The organism is Solidesulfovibrio aerotolerans, assembly GCF_009856865.1.
Lineage (GTDB): Bacteria > Desulfobacterota > Desulfovibrionia > Desulfovibrionales > Desulfovibrionaceae > Solidesulfovibrio > Solidesulfovibrio aerotolerans.
On the sequence record NZ_WVUD01000001.1, the window covers coordinates 301,833 to 318,489 of the forward strand.

The 16,657-nt window shown below is 62.4% G+C and carries 13 protein-coding genes; all 13 read right to left on the reverse strand.

The genetic code is table 11. The annotated features are described in order from the left end of the window. Positions 1–19 precede the first annotated feature (19 nt). The 13 genes from GTA51_RS01345 to GTA51_RS01405 all read right to left on the reverse strand — a co-directional run bounded on the left by GTA51_RS01345 (position 20) and on the right by GTA51_RS01405 (position 16,505). Positions 20–583: a tetratricopeptide repeat protein gene (locus GTA51_RS01345; RefSeq protein WP_160958020.1), complete on the reverse strand. Its 564-nt coding sequence runs from the start codon at positions 581–583 to the stop codon at positions 20–22. Positions 584–1,125: 542 nt separating this feature from the next. Next, positions 1,126–2,445: a malic enzyme-like NAD(P)-binding protein gene (locus tag GTA51_RS01350; protein ID WP_160958022.1), complete on the reverse strand. Its 1,320-nt coding sequence runs from the start codon at positions 2,443–2,445 to the stop codon at positions 1,126–1,128. Positions 2,446–2,478: 33 nt separating this feature from the next. Then, complete coding sequence (gene gltA, locus GTA51_RS01355; protein WP_160958024.1) at positions 2,479–3,957, reverse strand: NADPH-dependent glutamate synthase; 1,479 nt, start codon at positions 3,955–3,957, stop codon at positions 2,479–2,481. Next, positions 3,935–4,789 carry a sulfide/dihydroorotate dehydrogenase-like FAD/NAD-binding protein gene (locus GTA51_RS01360; protein ID WP_160958026.1) on the reverse strand — a complete coding sequence of 285 codons (855 nt, stop codon included), beginning with the start codon at positions 4,787–4,789 and terminating at the stop codon, positions 3,935–3,937. The genes gltA and GTA51_RS01360 overlap by 23 nt, the downstream gene beginning before the upstream one ends. Positions 4,790–4,823: 34 nt before the next feature. Then, a complete protein-coding gene (locus GTA51_RS01365) occupies positions 4,824–5,366 on the reverse strand; it encodes a Fe-S-containing hydro-lyase (RefSeq protein ID WP_160958028.1) in 543 nt (180 codons plus the stop codon). Continuing rightward, positions 5,366–6,205 carry a fumarate hydratase gene (locus GTA51_RS01370; RefSeq protein WP_160958030.1) on the reverse strand — a complete coding sequence of 280 codons (840 nt, stop codon included), beginning with the start codon at positions 6,203–6,205 and terminating at the stop codon, positions 5,366–5,368. The genes GTA51_RS01365 and GTA51_RS01370 overlap by 1 nt, the downstream gene beginning before the upstream one ends. Before the next feature lies 1 nt (position 6,206). Then, the gene (locus tag GTA51_RS01375) at positions 6,207–6,962 is read right to left on the reverse strand and encodes a fumarate reductase iron-sulfur subunit (RefSeq protein WP_160958031.1); all 756 of its coding nucleotides are present in this window, start codon (positions 6,960–6,962) and stop codon (positions 6,207–6,209) included. 127 nt (positions 6,963–7,089) lie between these two features. Beyond that, entirely contained in the window at positions 7,090–8,919 is a 1,830-nt protein-coding gene (locus tag GTA51_RS01380; protein WP_160958033.1) for a fumarate reductase flavoprotein subunit, read from the reverse strand. Positions 8,920–8,929: 10 nt separating this feature from the next. Continuing rightward, positions 8,930–9,589 (reverse strand): succinate dehydrogenase/fumarate reductase transmembrane subunit, encoded by a 660-nt coding sequence (locus GTA51_RS01385; protein WP_160958035.1) that lies wholly within the window; start codon positions 9,587–9,589, stop codon positions 8,930–8,932. 21 nt (positions 9,590–9,610) lie between these two features. Continuing rightward, on the reverse strand, positions 9,611–10,978 hold the full coding sequence (gene dctA / locus GTA51_RS01390) for a C4-dicarboxylate transporter DctA (RefSeq protein WP_160958036.1): 1,368 nt from the start codon (positions 10,976–10,978) through the stop codon (positions 9,611–9,613). A 350-nt stretch (positions 10,979–11,328) separates the two neighbouring features. Further along, a complete protein-coding gene (locus GTA51_RS01395; protein WP_160958038.1) occupies positions 11,329–14,103 on the reverse strand; it encodes a PAS domain S-box protein in 2,775 nt (924 codons plus the stop codon). A 13-nt stretch (positions 14,104–14,116) separates the two neighbouring features. Next, positions 14,117–14,569, reverse strand: a complete 453-nt coding sequence (locus tag GTA51_RS01400; protein ID WP_160958040.1) for a CreA family protein — start codon at positions 14,567–14,569, stop codon at positions 14,117–14,119. A 232-nt stretch (positions 14,570–14,801) separates the two neighbouring features. Further along, a complete protein-coding gene (locus GTA51_RS01405) occupies positions 14,802–16,505 on the reverse strand; it encodes an FAD-dependent oxidoreductase (RefSeq protein WP_160958042.1) in 1,704 nt (567 codons plus the stop codon). Between the last annotated feature and the right edge of the window lie 152 nt (positions 16,506–16,657).

The following is a 16,657-nucleotide window of genomic DNA, read 5'->3' on the forward strand; positions in this document are numbered from 1 at the left end:
CAGTGCAGCATCGCGGTGGTTACGGCTTGAGCAGCGGCTTGTAATGCACCGGAACCTTAATCGATGGATCGAGTTCCTTGGCCTTTATAAAATCAGCCTTGGCCGCGTCGAGGTTGGTCATGGCCCCGTAGCTTAAGGCCCGGTTCTTGTAATAGACAGCCTGGGGCTTGCCGGCCTTGCTGTGTTCAATGGCCTTGGTCAGATCGGCGATGGCCTCGGCATGCTTGTTTTGCATGGCCAGGATGCGGGCGCGATCATAGTAGGCCGACGTGTAGTCGGGGTTGAGTTCAATGGCCTTGCTGATATCGGCCAGGGCCTCGGTGGTCATCTTTTTGTTGGCATAGGCCGAGCCGCGATTGGTCAGGGCCAGGGGGACGATTTCCTTGGGCGTGGCCGGGTTGTCGATGACCTTGGTCAAAAGGGCGATGCCGTCGTTCCAATGCCGTTCGTTGACGGCCTGCACACCCTTGGCATAGTCGGCGTTGATGGGGTCGAGCACGGCTTTCTTCTTGGCCGCCAGCACAGGGGACGCACACAATACCAGGATGGCGAGAGCCAGAAGGAGGATGTTCCGTTTTGTCATGGCGCTACCTCTTGGGTTTGATTGTTACGGTACGGACTACGAATATGGAGGTGTTTTGTCGTTTTGACAAGAGGGTGATTGCTTTTTTTGAAGTTGTGCAGACGATATTCCCAAGGTATCTAACGCTATTTTCCTTGAAATAAATATATAAATTATTCAATGCTGTTTCGTTCTCATGCGTATTATGTCTCATATGATTATTTTATATTGAAACTATCGTGCCGCCAGAGCAACGCTGTACTCCTTTTCCCCCTTGCCTCCAGGTGGGATTCCAAAGGGGCCACCCCTTTGGCCGCCGGAGGCCTCTTCTGCCTTCTGCTGCAGTGTATTAAATTGTTTTTGAACTATCGTGCCGCCAGAGCGACGCCGTACCCCTTTTCCCCTTGCCCACAGGTGGGATTCCAAAGGGGTCACCCCTTTGGCCGCCGGAGGCCTCTTGTCTTTCTGCCTTCTGTCTCTGCCTTCTTGCAGCCTGTATAACGCCAAACGCCCGGGACGAAGAATCGTCCCGGGCGTTTGGCGTTATACAGGCTGGGCAGATACTAGAAGTCGTAGTTGTAGGAAGCGACGTATTCCTTGATGCGCTTGTGGGAAGCGTCGATACGCAGGCGCAGGTCTTTTTTGTACTGCTCAAGGTCGAGCGGAATGGTGGCCACGCCGGTGTCCATGGCCGCCTTGGCCACGGCCGGGGCTTCCCATTCCAGCATGCGGAAGTCCAGCGCCTTGGGGATGACGTAGTCGATGCCGAACTTGACGTCCTTTTCGCCGTACATGTCCATGACCTCGACGGGCACGGGCTCCTTGGCCAGGGCGGCCAGGGACCGGGCGGCGGCCATCTTCATCTGCTCGTTGATGCGCTTGGAGCCGGCATCCAGCGCCCCGCGGAAGATAAACGGGAAGCCGGAGACGTTGTTGACCTGGTTGGGGAAATCCGAGCGGCCGGTGCCCATGATGGCGTCGGGGCGGGCTTCCTTGGCATCGTTGTAGGGAATCTCGGGATCGGGATTGGCCATGGCGAAGATGATGGGATTTTTGCCCATGCTCTTGACCATGTCCTTGGTGACCAGCCCCTTGGCGGACAGGCCCAGGAACACGTCGGCACCCTTGAAGGCTTCGGCCATGTTGGCGTAGGCTTTTTTCTGGGCGAACTGCGCCTTGGTGGGGTGCAGATCGGTGCGGCCGGTGTGGATGTGGCCCTTGGAGTCAAACATCGCGATGTTGGCCTGATCGACGCCGAGTGTCACATAGAACTTGGAGCAGGCAATGGCGGCCGCACCAGCGCCGGACACCACGACTTTGAGATCTTCGATCTTTTTGCCGGCGATCTCCACGGCGTTGATGATGCCGGCACCGGAGATGATGGCCGTGCCGTGCTGGTCGTCGTGGAACACCGGAATGTCCATCATTTCGATCAGACGCTGTTCGATTTCAAAGCACTCGGGGGCTTTGATGTCTTCGAGGTTGATGGCCCCGAAGGTGGGCTCGAGCAGCTTGACCGTCTCGATGATTTTCTCGGGGTCTTTGGTATTGAGGTTGATGTCGTAGACATCGATATCGGCAAAGATTTTAAAGAGCACGCCCTTGCCTTCCATGACCGGCTTGCCGGCCAGGGCGCCGATGTTGCCAAGGCCCAGGACAGCGGTGCCGTTGGAGACAACGGCCACCAGATTGCGGCGGTTGGTGTATTTCCAGCCCAGTTCGGGATCGGCGGCGATGGCTAAACAGGCGTGGGCCACGCCCGGGGAATAGGCCAGGGACAGGTCTTTTTGGTTGCGGCAGGGCTTTACGGGCACGACTTCGAGTTTGCCCGTGCGCCAGGTGGAGTGGTAATTGAGGGCTTCTTCCTTGGTGAACAGCGCCATGTGGTTACCTCTTATGATTGGTTAGACGCGTTATTATGCGTCAGCGGAATCGTCCGCTGTTTCGTCCGGTGAAACCTCGGCCGGGAGTGGTCCGAGCAGGCGGTCGGCAATGGCCTTGGCTGCCCGGCGTCCGGCTCCCATGGCCGAGATGACGGTGGCGGCACCGGTAACGATGTCGCCGCCGGCAAACACATTGGGAATCGAGGTCTCGCCGGTGGCCGGATCAGCCACGATATAGCCCCGGCGATAGGTTTCCAGACCCGGTGTGGTCTGGCTGATAAGCGGATTGGCTCCGGTGCCCACGGCCACGATGGCCATGTCGGCCTCGATGGTGCAGGTGTCGCCCTGGCAGGCCACCGGCGAGCAGCGGCCCGAGGCGTCGGGTTCGCCAAGCTCCATGCGTTGCAGCACGATGCGGGCCAGCCGGCCATTCTCGTCCCCGATAAATTCCACCGGGGCGTTGAGGCACAGGATGTCCAGCCCCTCTTCCTTGGCGTGGTGGAGTTCCTCGCGGCGGCACGGCATTTCGTATTCGGTGCGGCGATAGGCCAGGGAGACTTTCTCGGCCCCCAGGCGCATGGCGGTGCGGGCGGCGTCCATGGCCACGTTGCCGCCGCCGAAGACCACGACATGTTTGGCCGGGAAGGTCGGGGTGTCGGTGGCCGGGAACTTGTACGCCCGGCCCAGGTTCACGCGGGTTAAGTACTCGTTGGCCGAGAACACGCCGATGAGGTTTTCGCCGGGCACGCCCAGAAAGCGGGGCAGTCCGGCTCCAACACCGATAAAGACGGCGTTGTAGCCCGTCTCCAGCAGTTCCGGCACGGTTACGGTCTTGCCGCCGACCCAGTTGGGGCGAAACTCCACCCCCAGGGCCTTCATGGCCTCGACTTCCTGGCGCACCACCCCTTTGGGCAGGCGGAATTCCGGGATGCCGTAGACCAGGACGCCGCCGACTTCGTGCAGGGCTTCAAAGACCGTCACCGGGATGCCCCGGGCGGCCAGATAGCCGGCGCAGGTGAGACTCGACGGTCCCGAGCCGATGCAGGCGACTTTGAGGTCATCGCGGGCCATGGCGCAAGCCGGACCGCCGGTGAGTGTTTCGCAGGCGGACTTGGCCAGATACGTGTCGGCGGCAAAGCGCTCCAGCCGGCCGATGGCCACGGGTTCGCCTTTTTTGCCGAGGATGCAGGCACCTTCGCACTGGTTTTCCTGGGGACAGACCCGGCCGCACACGGCCGGCAGGGAGTTGGTGCGGCGCAGCACGGCATAGGCTTCGTCGTGCTCCCCGGCCACGAGTTGCTTGATGAACCCGGGGATATCGACTTCGACCGGGCAGCCTTTGCGGCAGGCCGGTTTTTTACATTGCAGACAGCGCGCAGCTTCGATGCGGGCCATTTCCGGGGTGTAGCCAAGGGCCACTTCCTGGAAATTGCGGGCGCGCACCTTGGGCGGCTGTTCGGGCATGGCGGTGCGGGGGACTTTGGCCTTTTTACTTGGAGCAGTTGCAGACATGGCTTTTTTTAAACTCCTCGTAGGAAAGGCGTTCCTGGTCCTTAAAAGCCGTCAGCCGGGCCGCGAGTTCGGTGAAATCCACGGCATGGCCGTCGAATTCCGGACCGTCCACACAGGCAAACCGGGTTTGGCCGCCCACACTGACGCGACACGCGCCACACATGCCAATGCCATCGACCATGATCGAATTGAGGCTGACCGTGGTTTTGACGCCAAACGGTTTGGTGGCCTCGGCCACGGCCCGCATCATGGGCACCGGGCCGATGGCCACCACTTCGGCCACGGTTTTATCATTTTCGAGGCGTTCGACGAGCAGGTCCGTGACCAGACCCTGCCGGCCGCAGCTGCCGTCGTTGGTGGCAACCAGCACCTCGGGGCAAAACGAGCACAATTCGTCGTGAAACAGGAGCAGATCCTCGCAGCGCGCGCCGATGATGGTCACCACCTGATTGCCGGCCATGTGATGGCCCTTGGCGATGTGGTGCATGGCCGCGATGCCGGTGCCGCCGCCGACGCAGATGACCGGGCCGTCGAGCTTGTGGATTTCGGTCGCTTTCCCCAGCGGCCCGCACAGATCCAGAATGTCGTCCCCCGCATCCAGGGTCTCCAGATGGGCGGTGGTCTTGCCCATGACCAGATAGACCAGGGTGATGGTGCCGGCGTCGGGATCGGCGTCGGCAATAGTCAGGGGAATGCGTTCCCCGTCCTCCCAGACCCGCAGGATCACGAAGTTGCCGGGCTTGGCCTTGGCCGCAATATGCGGGGCCGAGATGACCAGTTCGCTGGTCGCGCCCGGGATGAGCTTTCGCTTGCGCAGGATTCGACTTGGCATCAGTGCTCCACGACGCGCGCCGGTCTGGCGCGGCTTAGCCGAGGTTCGGTTTCACGTACAGCTCCCCGCCGTGGCAATCATTGATCACCAGGAGCGGGAAGTCCTTGACCGTCAACTCCCGGATAGCCTCAGGGCCAAGCTCTTCGTAAGCGATGACCTTGGCGTCGGTGATGCGCTGGGACAAAAGGGCCCCGGCGCCGCCAGTGGCACCCAGGTAGACCGCCTTGTGTTCGGCCAGGGCCGCTTTGACTTCGTCGCTGCGCTTGCCCTTGCCGATGGTTCCCTTAAGGCCCAGCGAATGCAGGCGCGGGGCATAGGTATCCATGCGGTAGCTGGTGGTGGGACCGGCCGAACCGATGGGGCGTCCCGGAGGCGCGGGAGAGGGTCCGACATAGTAGATCAGCGCGCCTTTGAGGTCAAAGGGGAGCGGCTTTTGGGCGTCAAGGGTCTCCACGAGCCGTTTGTGAGCGGCGTCGCGGGCGGTGTAGATGTTGCCGGTGATGTAGACCACGTCCCCGGATTTGAGCGGGGTGACGTCGGCATCGGTCAAGGGCGTTGTCAGATGGTACTCGGCCATTAGAAGGTGACCTCCTTGTGGCGGGCGCTGTGGCACTGGATGTTGACCGCCAGGGGCAGGCTGGCCAAGTGGCACGGCGCGACGATGATTTTGACCGCCAGGCTGGTGGTCTTGCCGCCAAGGCCCATGGGGCCGATGCCCAGGGCATTGATGGCCGCCATCAACTCGTCTTCGAGCTTGGCGATCTCGGGATCGCTGTGGCGGTCATCCAGTTCGCGCATGAGCGCCTTTTTGGAATTAACAGCAGCCAGTTCGAAGTTGCCGCCGATGCCGATGCCGACGATGGTGGGCGGGCAGGGGTTGGGACCGGCCTCGGCCACCCGACCCACAACAAAGTCCTTTATGCCCTTCCAGCCCTGGGCCGGGGAGAGCATGGTGACGCGCGACATGTTTTCCGAGCCGCCGCCCTTGGCCATCATGAGGATTTTGAGCTTGTCTCCGGGCACGATATCGAAGTGGATGATGGCCGGGGAGTTGTCTCCGGTATTTTTGCGGGTAAAGGGATCGCAGGAGGACTTGCGCAGATAGCCGTCCTTGTAGCCGGCGATCATGCCGTCGTTAATGGCTTCGCGCAGGGTCGAACCCTCCACGCGCACGTCTTCGCCAACCTCGACGAAGAAAACGCCCAAGCCACAGTCCTGGCACAGCGGCAGGCCGGTGTCCCGGGCCAGATCGGCGTTTTCGAGAAGTTGGCGAAAGATTTCCTTGGCGGCCGGGGCATCCTCGGCGGCGTGGGCAGCCTCGAACGAGGCGCGCACATCGGCCGGAAGCTCCCGGTTGGCCGCGATGCACATGGCGGCCACGGCGTCGCGGATATCCTTGGCGGAAACGGTCTTCATGCTAGAAGTCCTTTTTGAGGAACTTGGGCAGGATGTTTTTCACAGCAGCCAGGGCCATCTTGCGGCGCAGCTTGCCAAGCTGCTCCTGGAGCGGAATCTGCTTGGGGCAGACGTCTTCGCAGGCTAAAAGGCCCATGCAGCCGAAGATGCCTTCATCGGTGCCGACGACGTCGAAGTAGTCCTTCTCGGTGCGTTGGTCGCGGGGGTCGAGGATGAACCGGGCCAGACGATTTAAAGCCACAGCGCCGAGGAAGTCCTCGCGCATAAGGGCCGTGCCGCAGGCACCCACGCAGCAGCCGCACTCAATGCAGCGGTCGAGCTCGTAGATCTGCTCGGCCAGACCGTTGTCCATGCGTTCTTCCTGGGCCGTGGGGTCGAACTTTTTATCCGTATGCACCCAGGATTCGATCTTTTGATACATGGTGCGAAACCAGACGCCGGTATCAACGGACAGGTCGCCCACGAGCTTAAAGACCGGCAGCGGCATCAGCGTAATCTCGTCGGGCATTTCCTTGGTCTTGGTGTGGCAGGCCAGACCCGGGCGGCCGTTAATGACCATGGCGCAGGCACCGCAGATGCCGGCGCGGCAGCAGAAATCAAACATCAGCGTGGGGTCGAGTTCTTCCCGGATGCGGTTGAGCGCAATAAAAAGCGTCATGCGCTCGGTCTCATCCAGCGTGAATTTGTCCATATGCGGCGCTGAGGCCGGATCGGACGGATTGTACCGGAATATATTGAAAGTCAGCGTTCTGCCCATTTTCTTCTCCTTTTCGCTCGCGCGCGCCAACAGGGTCGCACCGCTTTGCCCCAATCCCCCCCTTCCAGGGGGTCCGGGGGGGATGATCCCCCCCGGCCGCCGGAGGCTCTTTTCAACGATGCGAGTGCTACTTCGGTGCATCCATTGAAATAATCTTACCGCCGCCGTAGCCGCGGTCTCCGGGGGGCATCTCGAAGGTGTGGGTGGCCGGCTCGTAGTTGAGCGTCGGCAGATCGGCCCCTTCGGTCCAGGTGGCCAGGGTGCGGGTCAGCCAGTCGCGGTCGTTGCGCTCGGGGAAGTCCTCGCGGGTGTGCGCGCCGCGCGACTCGGTGCGCTTGAGCGCCCCGTAAGCCACGCACAGGGCCAGTTTGACCATGCCTTCGATCTTAAGCGCCATGGTCAGCTCGGGGTTGGCTCCCTTGCCGTTTGAGCGCAGGCCCACTTTGCGGGCGCGGCCCAGGATTTCCTGGAGTTCGGCCACGCACTTCTCGAGGTCCTTGCCGTTACGGAAGATGCCGGCTCCCTTCATGATGGAGTCGAACATGGCGTTGCGCACGACATAGGGGTTTTCGCTGCCATGCTTGCAGGCCACGAGATCGGCGATGCGCGAGGTCTGTTTGTTCATGGCGTCGCGCACGGCACCTGTGGAGAAGGTTGTCTCGGTGCCCTTTAAGAATTCGACGATCTTGCCGCCGATGATCATGCCGGCAACGACGGTCTCGGCCAGGGAGTTGCCGCCTAAGCGGTTAAAGCCGTGCATGTCCCAGCAGGCGGATTCGCCGGCGGAAAACAGGCCCTTTAAGCCGTAGGCCGCGCCATCCTTGTTGGTGCGCACGCCGCCCATGGAATAGTGCTGGGTCGGGCGCACGGGGATGAGCTGGTGGACGGGATCGACGCCGAGAAACGACTGGCAGATCTCGTCAACTTCGCGCAGCTTGGTGCGGATGTGGTGCTCGCCCAGATGGCGGATGTCCAGCCACAGATGGTCGCCGTAGGGGGAGGAGACGCCCAGGCCCTTGCGCATATGTTCGGTCATGCGGCGGGAAACGACGTCGCGCGAGGCCAGTTCGGCCTTGTCCGGCTCGTAGTCCGGCATGAAGCGGTATTCGTTTTTGTCAAGGAGCGTGCCGCCGTCGCCGCGACAGCCCTCGGTGACCAGGATGTCGGTGGGGACGATGCCGGTCGGGTGAAACTGCACGGCTTCCATGTTGCCAAGAGACACCACGCCGGTGTCCAGGGCGGTGATAAGGCCGCCGCCGTCGCAGATGACCGCGTTGGTGGACTCGCGGTAGATGCGGCCAAAGCCGCCGGTGGCGACCAGGGTGGCCCGGGCCAGATACGCGGTCAACTCGCCGGTTTTAAGGCACCGGGCAATGGCTCCCATGCAGACGTCGCCGTCGTGAATGAGCGCAATGGCCTCGACCTTGTCCACCACGTTGACACCCATCTGGGCGGCGCGGTTATCCAGCGTATAAAGGACACAGTGGCCGGTGCCGTCGGAGGTGTAGCAGGTGCGCCACTTGGCTGTGCCACCAAAGTTGCGCGAGTGGATAAGGCCTTCGTTTTCGGGCTTTTCAAAGGCGGTAAAGGGCTTGCCTCCCTTGTAATAGGTCTGCTCGCCGGGCACGACGCGGTTCCAGGGCACGCCCCAAAAGGCCATTTGGCGCATGGCGATGGGCGCGGCATCGACGAACAGCCGGGCCACTTCCTGATCGCAGCCCCAGTCGGAGCCTTTGACGGTGTCGGCGAAGTGGACATCGGGGGAATCGCCCTCGCCCATGGCCGAGTTGCCAAGGGCCGCCTGCATGCCGCCCTGGGCGGCCGAGGAGTGGGAACGTCTGGCCGGGACAATGGACAGGCAGATGACGGAGAACCCGTTGTCGGCAGCCTCGATGGCCACGCGTTCGCCGGCCAGCCCTGCGCCGATGCACAAGAGATCGGTCTGGATTATTTTCATGGAAGCACCCTTATTTGAGCGGCAGGAAGTAGTAACGCAACAGCGACAGCAGGCCGATGCCGATGAAAACGGCGGTCAGCAGATTTTCTTTCTTTTTAAGGGTCCAGCGGCCCGGCCGGTCAACGAAGCCCCATTTGACCAGGATGCGGTAAAAACCGATGCCGACGTGGAGTTCCACCATGGGGAGCAGGAAGAGGTAAAAAACGAACCAGAAGCCGGTCTGGATGCGGGCGGCCGACTTTTCGGCCGTAATGGGCAGATTGGTCAGGACCACCCAGAGGTGGATGGCACCCATGATGAGGATGCCCATGGCGGTAACGGCCTGGACGATCCACAGCCAGGTGTCAGGATGGCGCAGGCGTTTGGCGTTGGCCAGCATGACGCGCTGCTGGGCGGTATTAAACGGAATCTTTCTGGCGGCCAGGACGAAGTGGACGAGGAAGCACAGAAAGATCAGCGGGCCGCCGACTTGCGCCATGTAGGTGGCCTCGAAAAACCAGGCCAGACCGTTCATGACGCCGGGTCCGAGCAGGATGCTGGAGACGAGGATCAGGTGGCTCCACATGAACAGGATCAGCGCCGCACCGGTGAGCATCTGCGCCCAGTCGAGATAAGCCGAGAGTTTGCCGACGGGCAGTCCCTCGTGGGTTGCCGTGGTTGGAACGGACATGGATTATCCTCCGTCAGGTGTTTACGATTTGCTGGAAGCGGCCACAGTGGCGGATTCGGCCGATTCTTCAAGGATGAGCATGTCTTCGGGGTCGTCGGCGTATTCGTCGTCGGCACCGGAGAGAACGGCCTGGAGCTTGTTCATGTCCATGGCCCCTTCCCACTTGGCCACGACGATGGTGGCGATGCCGTTGCCGATCAGGTTGGTGATGGCCCGGGCTTCGGACATGAAGCGGTCAACGCCAAGGAGCAGGGTCAGCGAGGCCACCGGGATGGTGCCGACCGTCTGGAGGGTGGCGGCCAGGGTGATAAAGCCGCCGCCGGTGACGGCTGCCGCGCCCTTGGACGTGAGCAGCAGCACGAAGAGCAGATAGAGCTGGTGGTTTAAGTCCAGGGGTGTGTTGGTGGCCTGGGCCAGGAACACGGCGGCCATGGTCAGGTAGATGCAGGTGCCGTCGAGGTTAAACGAATAGCCCATGGGCAGACACAGGCCGACCACGGACTTGTCGGCCCCGGCGTTTTCCAGCTTGGCCATCATGCGGGGCAGGGCCGCCTCGGAGGAGGAGGTGCCCAGCACGAGCAGGATTTCTTCTTTGATGTAGACGAGATAGCGCCACAGGGAGAAGCCGGAGAACTTGCAGACGGCGGCCAGGACGACGAAGATGAAGATGATGCAGGTCGTGTAGACGCCGAGCATGAGGTAGAGCAGCTTGAGCAGGGCTTCATGACCCTGGGAGGAGACCACGTAGGCCATGGCTCCGAACGCGCCAAGTGGCGCGAAATACATGATGTAGTGGACGACCTTAAAGAGCCCTCGTCCAAACTCGTCAATGATTTTGATGATGTTTTTGGCCTTGTCACCGAGGTTGGCCAGACCGACGCCGAAGAGGATGGAGAAAAAGAGCACCTGGAGGATTTCACCCTTGGCAAAGGCATCGACCACCGAGGTGGGCACGATGTTCATGAGGAAGTCCACGGTGGACATCTTTTTCGCTTTGCCGGCGAATTCTTCGACCTTGGCGATTTCCTTCTGGTTGGCCTGCATCTTGGCGGCATATTCGTCCATGCCGGCACCGGGCTGATAGAGGTTGACCACGACCAGACCGATGGCCAGGGCAAACAGGGTCATGGTCCAGAAATAGAGCATGCATTTGATGCCCACCCGGCCGACCTTGCCCATATCGCCCATTTTGGCGATGCCGGTGACGACGGTGCAGAAGATGATGGGTGCGATGATCATTTTGACCATGCGGATAAAGGCCGTGCCGAATGGCTGCATGGATTCGGCAAAGCCCTTGGTGGCCGGCACCAGGCCGAGGACGATACCGACGACAATGCCGGTGATGACCCAGAAATAGAGAGACTTGTAAAACGCTTTGTGGCCGCTCATGCAGACGCTCCTTGGCGGAATCGCAACCGAAAATCAGTGCGTCCGCGTTTGGCCGGGAAGGCCGTGGGGGTGTGCGCCAAAAAAACGGAACCCGCGTGTTCCGTTTCGCCCTGCGCCGATGTACCGGATTTGGCGTGATCGCGCCAGACCTCTTGCGCAATTAATGGCAAAGAGCATGCCAGCTTGATGGTCTGTAAAATCTTAATTAAAGGTGTTTTATTTTAGTGAGTTGCAAAGAATCCGCGCGACACTGGCCGCTGCGGGTGGGGCATTGATATGTGGCACTTGTGCCACACATGGGGCGCAGGTGGGGCGTTTGCCCCACCTGCCTGTGCCCCGCTTGCAGGGTCTCAACCCACGCCCAGGCGAGCCATGTTGCGGTACAAGGTGCGCCGGTCCACGCCGAGCAGCCGCGCGGCCTGGGCCCGGTTGCCCTGGGTCTGGCGCAGGGCGCCGTCGATGGCGTCGCGCGTCAGGCCGCCGCGCCAGGGGTGGTGCGGCGGCGGGACCGTCGGCCGGGGCTGCGGTGCCAGCAGTTCGCGCGGCAGATGCGCGGCCAGGATTTCGCTCTCCGGGCACAGCACGCAGGCGTGTTCCATGGCGTATTTGAGTTCGCGCACGTTGCCCGGCCAGGGATAGTCCATGAGGATGCCCATGACCTCTTCGGACAGACGCGTGATGGTCTTGCCGAAGTTGGCGGCAAAGTGGCGCATGAAATGATCGGATAACAGCGGAATGTCTTCGACCCGTTCCCGCAGCGGCGGCAGGCGCACCTCCACCACCTTGAGCCGGTAGTAGAGGTCGGCCCGAAACAGCCCCGCCCGGATGCGCTCGGGCAGATCCACGTTGGTGGCAGCCAGGACGCGCACATCGGCCTTGCGCGTTTTGGCCTCGCCCACCCGCTCGAATTCCTTGGTTTCCAGCACGCGCAAAAGCCCGAGCTGGAGGCGCGGCGAGACATCGCCGATTTCGTCCAAAAGGATGGTGCCACCCTGGGCCGCCTCAAACCGGCCCACCTTGTCGCGGATGGCTCCGGTAAAGGCCCCGCGCACATGCCCGAACAGTTCGCTGCCGAGCAACTCATCGGACAGGGCCGAACAGTTGACCCGGATAAAGGGCTTTTTGGCCCGTGGGCCGCCGAAGTGGACGGCCTCGGCCACCAGCTCCTTGCCGGTGCCGGATTCGCCGGTAATAAGGACGGTGGTGTCCACCTCGCCGAGCTGGTCGAGCATGGGGTAGATGTCGCGCATGGGCTTGGATTTGCCGATAATCCCCCGGTGGCTGTGCAGATCGGTCAGGCGTTTTTCCAGATCGGCCAACCGGGTGATGTCGCGGATAATGAGCACCGCCCCGACAAAGGTTGCGGCCTCGCCGGACAGGGGCATGGAATTGATGACCACCACCCGGCCGGGGTTTTGCCCCTGGCATTCCACCCGGTATTCGATGACCGGTTTCTGGGTGGCCAGTGTCGAGCGCAGGGCCGCAAAGCAGCCCCGGCGGCAGGCACCGGACACCACCTGCTGCCCGCCCGGACCGGTCAGGATGTCGCCGACGAAACAGACGTCGGTCAGGGGCCGGTTGGTCTTTATGACCCGCATTTTGGTATCGACAACCACGATGGCATCGGGAATGGCCCGGAAGATGGCTTCGAGGTTGAGCCGCAGGCTTTCCTTTTCGGTGAGAAGGGCGCGCGTGGCGGCTTCGGCCCGCACCCGTTCGGTGACATCCTGGACGATGGGCATGAAATAGTGCGGCCGGCCGGCCACATCGCGAATGAGGCGCACCGACAGATGGACCCAGACCGTCTCGCCGCCCGGGCGCAGGTAGCGCTTGTCGATCTCGTAGCGGTCGAGTTCCCCGGCCAGCAGCCGTTCGGCCCAGTCAAGGGTTTCGGCCACATCCTCGGGATGGGTGATTTCGAGCATGGACTTGCCGAGTAATTCGGAGGCGGCGTAGCCGGTGATGCGGCACAGGGCGTCGTTGACCTGAAGGAAGCGGTACTCCAGGGACAGGATGCTGGCCCCGATGGGCGACTGGTCAAAGGTGCGGCGAAATTTTTCCTCGCTTTCCCGCAGCACGCCTTCGGCCTGTTTGCGGTCGGTCACGTCGCGCACCATCCAGACGCTGTGGTCGGGGCCGCCCTTGTGGGGAAAGCCGCTGGCCGAGACTTCCAGCGGCACGGTTTGCCCGCCGGGGCGAAGGCCGGTCAACTCGCCCCGGAAGCGGCCGGCTCCGGCCAGGGCGGCCAGGGCGGCAGTCAGGCGGCCGTCGGCGTCGTTTATGATATCAGCCAGGCCCGCGTCGGCCAGGGCTGCTTCGCTGCGCCCAAAAATGCGCTCGGATTCCGGGTTGGCCGTGACAATGGCCCCGGCGGCCGCGCACAGGATGACGCCGTCGATGCTGCCGGTGACGATGGAACGGTAGCGCTCCAAAATGTCGTTGTAGGCTTCCTCGGCCCGCTTTCGGGCCGTGATGTCGATGTTGAGGCCTTCAATATACAGGGCGGCGCCGGCGGTGTCGTGCACGATCCGGGCCGCCTGGGAAATCCATTTGACCGAGCGGTCCTTGCGGTAAAAGCGGGTTTCAAGGCCAGTGACAAAGCCATCCCTGCCCAGGCGCTCCAGGAAGCGGTCGCGATCGGCCGGGTCCACGTAGAGTTCGGACCGCAGATCCGACAGGGCGGCGATCATGTCGGCCGGGTTGTCGTAGCCGAGGATGGCGGCCAGGGCCGGGTTGACATCGAGGAAACGGCCGCCGGGGGTGGACTGGAAGATGCCCTCCACGGCGTTGGTGAAAAATCCCCGATACTTGTCCAGATCGGCGACCAGAGCGGTAACATCGGCTACGGAAAAGACGTAGAGCGGCTCGCCGCCCAGCCGCAGCGGGCGGCGCGACAGGACGAACCAGCGCAGATCGCCCCCGGCTCCCAGACGCGAAAGCAGCGCCCCGCGTCCGGCCGGCGGCTCGTGGACCGACGTCGAAAGGCCAAGCTGGCTCCAGCGCGGTGAGACGACGCCGGAAAGGTCGAGGTCGAGCAGGCGTCTGGCTTCGGCATCGGCCTCGGCCACTTCTCCGTCATCGCCAACCAGCACCACGCCAACGGGGATGGTCTCAAAAGGCGGCATGGCAGCGAAGCGGTTAGGGCGTCACGACGGTTGAAATGGAGTTTTTGGGCGAACCTGAGACGATCCGGCGGCTTATGGCCAGATAGACAATGGCCTTGCGCTTGGGATCGTAGAGCCGGTTGACCTCGGTGTCCTTGAAAATGATGGACGTGCCTTCGGAGAACACCTTCTTTTTCTTGGGAAACTTCTCCGGCAGGGTGACGGGGCAGGTTTTGCGGCAATCGAGGGAAAATTCCGAAGGATCTTCGGCCAGTCCCACGGCCCCGGACACGCCGCCGGTGCGAGCCTGGCTCATGTAGCAGGTGACGCAGGGCAGGTCGGGATCGTCAAAGGCGCTGACGCAGACCTTGTGGTTGGCTCCGACAAGCTTCCATTCGGTGGTGACGCAGTCGATTTCCTCGGCAACGGCCGGCTGGGCGGCTGCAATGAGGGCGGCGGCAAACAGGCAGCAGATAATGTGGCGCATGGGCGGCCTCGTGGTTGGGGTTGGCGATTCTGGGAAAACTCCTACGCCAAATGCGCAAGGTTCGCCAGACAGGGCCGGCGTCGGGCCAGCGTCCGGCAGCTTCGGGCCGCGGGTTCGGGAGCAAAAAGCGAAAGCCCGCCTCCCCGTTTTGCGCCCGGCCAGGCGCAACAAAAAAGGGGACCGGCCAAACAGCCGATCCCCGCAAGAAACAGCGAGTCAGCGAGGAGGCCGTCTAGACGTCGACACCGGCTGCGTTGACCGCAGCCATGCCGCCTTCGACGCTGACCACCTGGGTAAAGCCGGCGTCGGTCAGGGTGACCAGGGCTTCGTAGGAGCGTGCCCCGGTGTTGCACATAAGGAACACCGGTTTGTCCTTGGGCACTTCCTGCAAACGGTGGCGCAACTGGCCCTGGGGGATGTTGTGCCAACGGCCGGGATGCTTTGCCTCCAGCGGAGCGCCTTGCAGGTTTTCCCGGCAGTCGATGACCTGCACGTTGCTGTCGGCGTCATCCCAAAGTTTGGCGAATTCCGTCACCGAAATGCCCTTGTTCTGGCCGGTGAGGATGTTGTCGGCGGCATTGCCCACGGTGTTTAAGATGTCCATGGCTGCGGCAAAGGGCGGCGAGTAGGCCACTTCCACGTTGGAGATGTCGGACACGGTGGGCTTTTGTGGCAGCATGGCGGCCACGGTGTTGATCTTGCCGATAAGGGCGTCGCCCATAACGCTCACCCCTTGCAGGCCAAGGACGCGCCGGGTGCCGCGCTCGGCCACCAGCTCCAGGGACATAAGACCATGCTCGGGATAAAAATGCGCCCGGTCAATGGCTGTAATGTGCGTGGCCACGGCGTCAAAGCCGGCCCGCGTTGCCCCGGCCAGGGTCAGACCCGTGCCGGCCACACCCAGATCGAAGAGCTTGACGCACCAGGAGCCGACCACGCCCGTAAAGCGCGCGTCGCCGCCGGCCAGATTGTCGCCGATGACCCGGCCCTGCCGGTTGGCCATGGACCCCAGCGGCAGATACATGGGCTGGCCGGTGACCAGATTTTTGACTTCCACGCAGTCGCCGCCGGCATAGATGTCGGGGTCCGAGGTGCGCATGTGTTCGTTAACCAGCACGCCGCCCCGCTCGGACACGGCCAGGCCGGCCGCCTTGGCCAGCTCGGCATTGGGCACGACGCCGACAGAGACGATGACCATGTCGGCCTCGACAACACCCTTGTCCGTGACCACCCGTTCCACCTTGCCGTTGCCCTCGATGCGGGCCACCTGTTCGGATAAACGGAAGGCCACGCCCTTTTCCTCCATGTGCTTGCGCGCCATGGTGGACAGGGTCGGGCCGGTGACGCCGGGAAGGATCTGGTCGAACAGTTCGATGACCGTCACCTCCAGCCCCCACATGTCGGCAAAGGCCACAGCCATCTCCAGGCCGATAAAGCCCGAGCCGATAATGGCCACCGAGCCAACACTTCCGGCCGCCACCGCCGCCTTGATGGATTCGGCCGCCTCCAGGCTGTCCACTGTGTGCACGCCCGGCAGGTCAAGGCCCGCGATGGGCAGGCGCCGCGGCCGGCTGCCCATGGCCAGGACCAGCTTGTCGTAGGGGATGGTTTCTTCCCGGCCGGTGGGCAGATGCTTGGCCGTAACGGTCTTGGCCGCGCGGTCAATGGCTGTCACCTCGGTCTCGTTGCGGGCGTCCACGTCTTTGACATCGCGGAAGAATTCGGGATTGCGCACCATGTGGAAGGCCGTGGATTGCAGGCCCGTGATTTCGCTGACCTCGCCGGAAACGTAGTAGGGAATGCCGCAGCCGCCGTAGGAGATGCGCGGGCTGCGGTCCAGCATGATGACGTTGCTTTCCGGCTCCAGCCGTTTGAAACGGCAGGCGGCCTTGGGTCCCAGGGCGACGCCCCCGATGATGACAACCTGTTGCGACATGATGTGTCCTTGGGTTTCGCGTTGGTGTTGGGTGTCCGTCTCGGCTACGGCATCGGCCGCAGCCGGAAAATTCATACGGCGAAGGTCAGAAACTCCCGTTTTGCAGGGGGCTTGCCAAGGCCGTGGACGTTCGTGAAACGGAATTAAAGTAG

Bases quoted from the DNA above. Each gene is read 5' to 3' on its own strand.
- GTA51_RS01345 (WP_160958020.1), bottom strand. From the start codon at position 583: ATGACAAAACGGAACATCCTCCTTCTGGCTCTCGCCATCCTGGTATTG.
- GTA51_RS01350 (WP_160958022.1), bottom strand. From the start codon at position 2,445: ATGGCGCTGTTCACCAAGGAAGAAGCCCTCAATTACCACTCCACCTGG.
- gltA (WP_160958024.1), bottom strand. From the start codon at position 3,957: ATGTCTGCAACTGCTCCAAGTAAAAAGGCCAAAGTCCCCCGCACCGCC.
- GTA51_RS01360 (WP_160958026.1), bottom strand. From the start codon at position 4,789: ATGCCAAGTCGAATCCTGCGCAAGCGAAAGCTCATCCCGGGCGCGACC.
- GTA51_RS01365 (WP_160958028.1), bottom strand. From the start codon at position 5,366: ATGGCCGAGTACCATCTGACAACGCCCTTGACCGATGCCGACGTCACC.
- GTA51_RS01370 (WP_160958030.1), bottom strand. From the start codon at position 6,205: ATGAAGACCGTTTCCGCCAAGGATATCCGCGACGCCGTGGCCGCCATG.
- GTA51_RS01375 (WP_160958031.1), bottom strand. From the start codon at position 6,962: ATGGGCAGAACGCTGACTTTCAATATATTCCGGTACAATCCGTCCGAT.
- GTA51_RS01380 (WP_160958033.1), bottom strand. From the start codon at position 8,919: ATGAAAATAATCCAGACCGATCTCTTGTGCATCGGCGCAGGGCTGGCC.
- GTA51_RS01385 (WP_160958035.1), bottom strand. From the start codon at position 9,589: ATGTCCGTTCCAACCACGGCAACCCACGAGGGACTGCCCGTCGGCAAA.
- dctA (WP_160958036.1), bottom strand. From the start codon at position 10,978: ATGAGCGGCCACAAAGCGTTTTACAAGTCTCTCTATTTCTGGGTCATC.
- GTA51_RS01395 (WP_160958038.1), bottom strand. From the start codon at position 14,103: ATGCCGCCTTTTGAGACCATCCCCGTTGGCGTGGTGCTGGTTGGCGAT.
- GTA51_RS01400 (WP_160958040.1), bottom strand. From the start codon at position 14,569: ATGCGCCACATTATCTGCTGCCTGTTTGCCGCCGCCCTCATTGCAGCC.
- GTA51_RS01405 (WP_160958042.1), bottom strand. From the start codon at position 16,505: ATGTCGCAACAGGTTGTCATCATCGGGGGCGTCGCCCTGGGACCCAAG.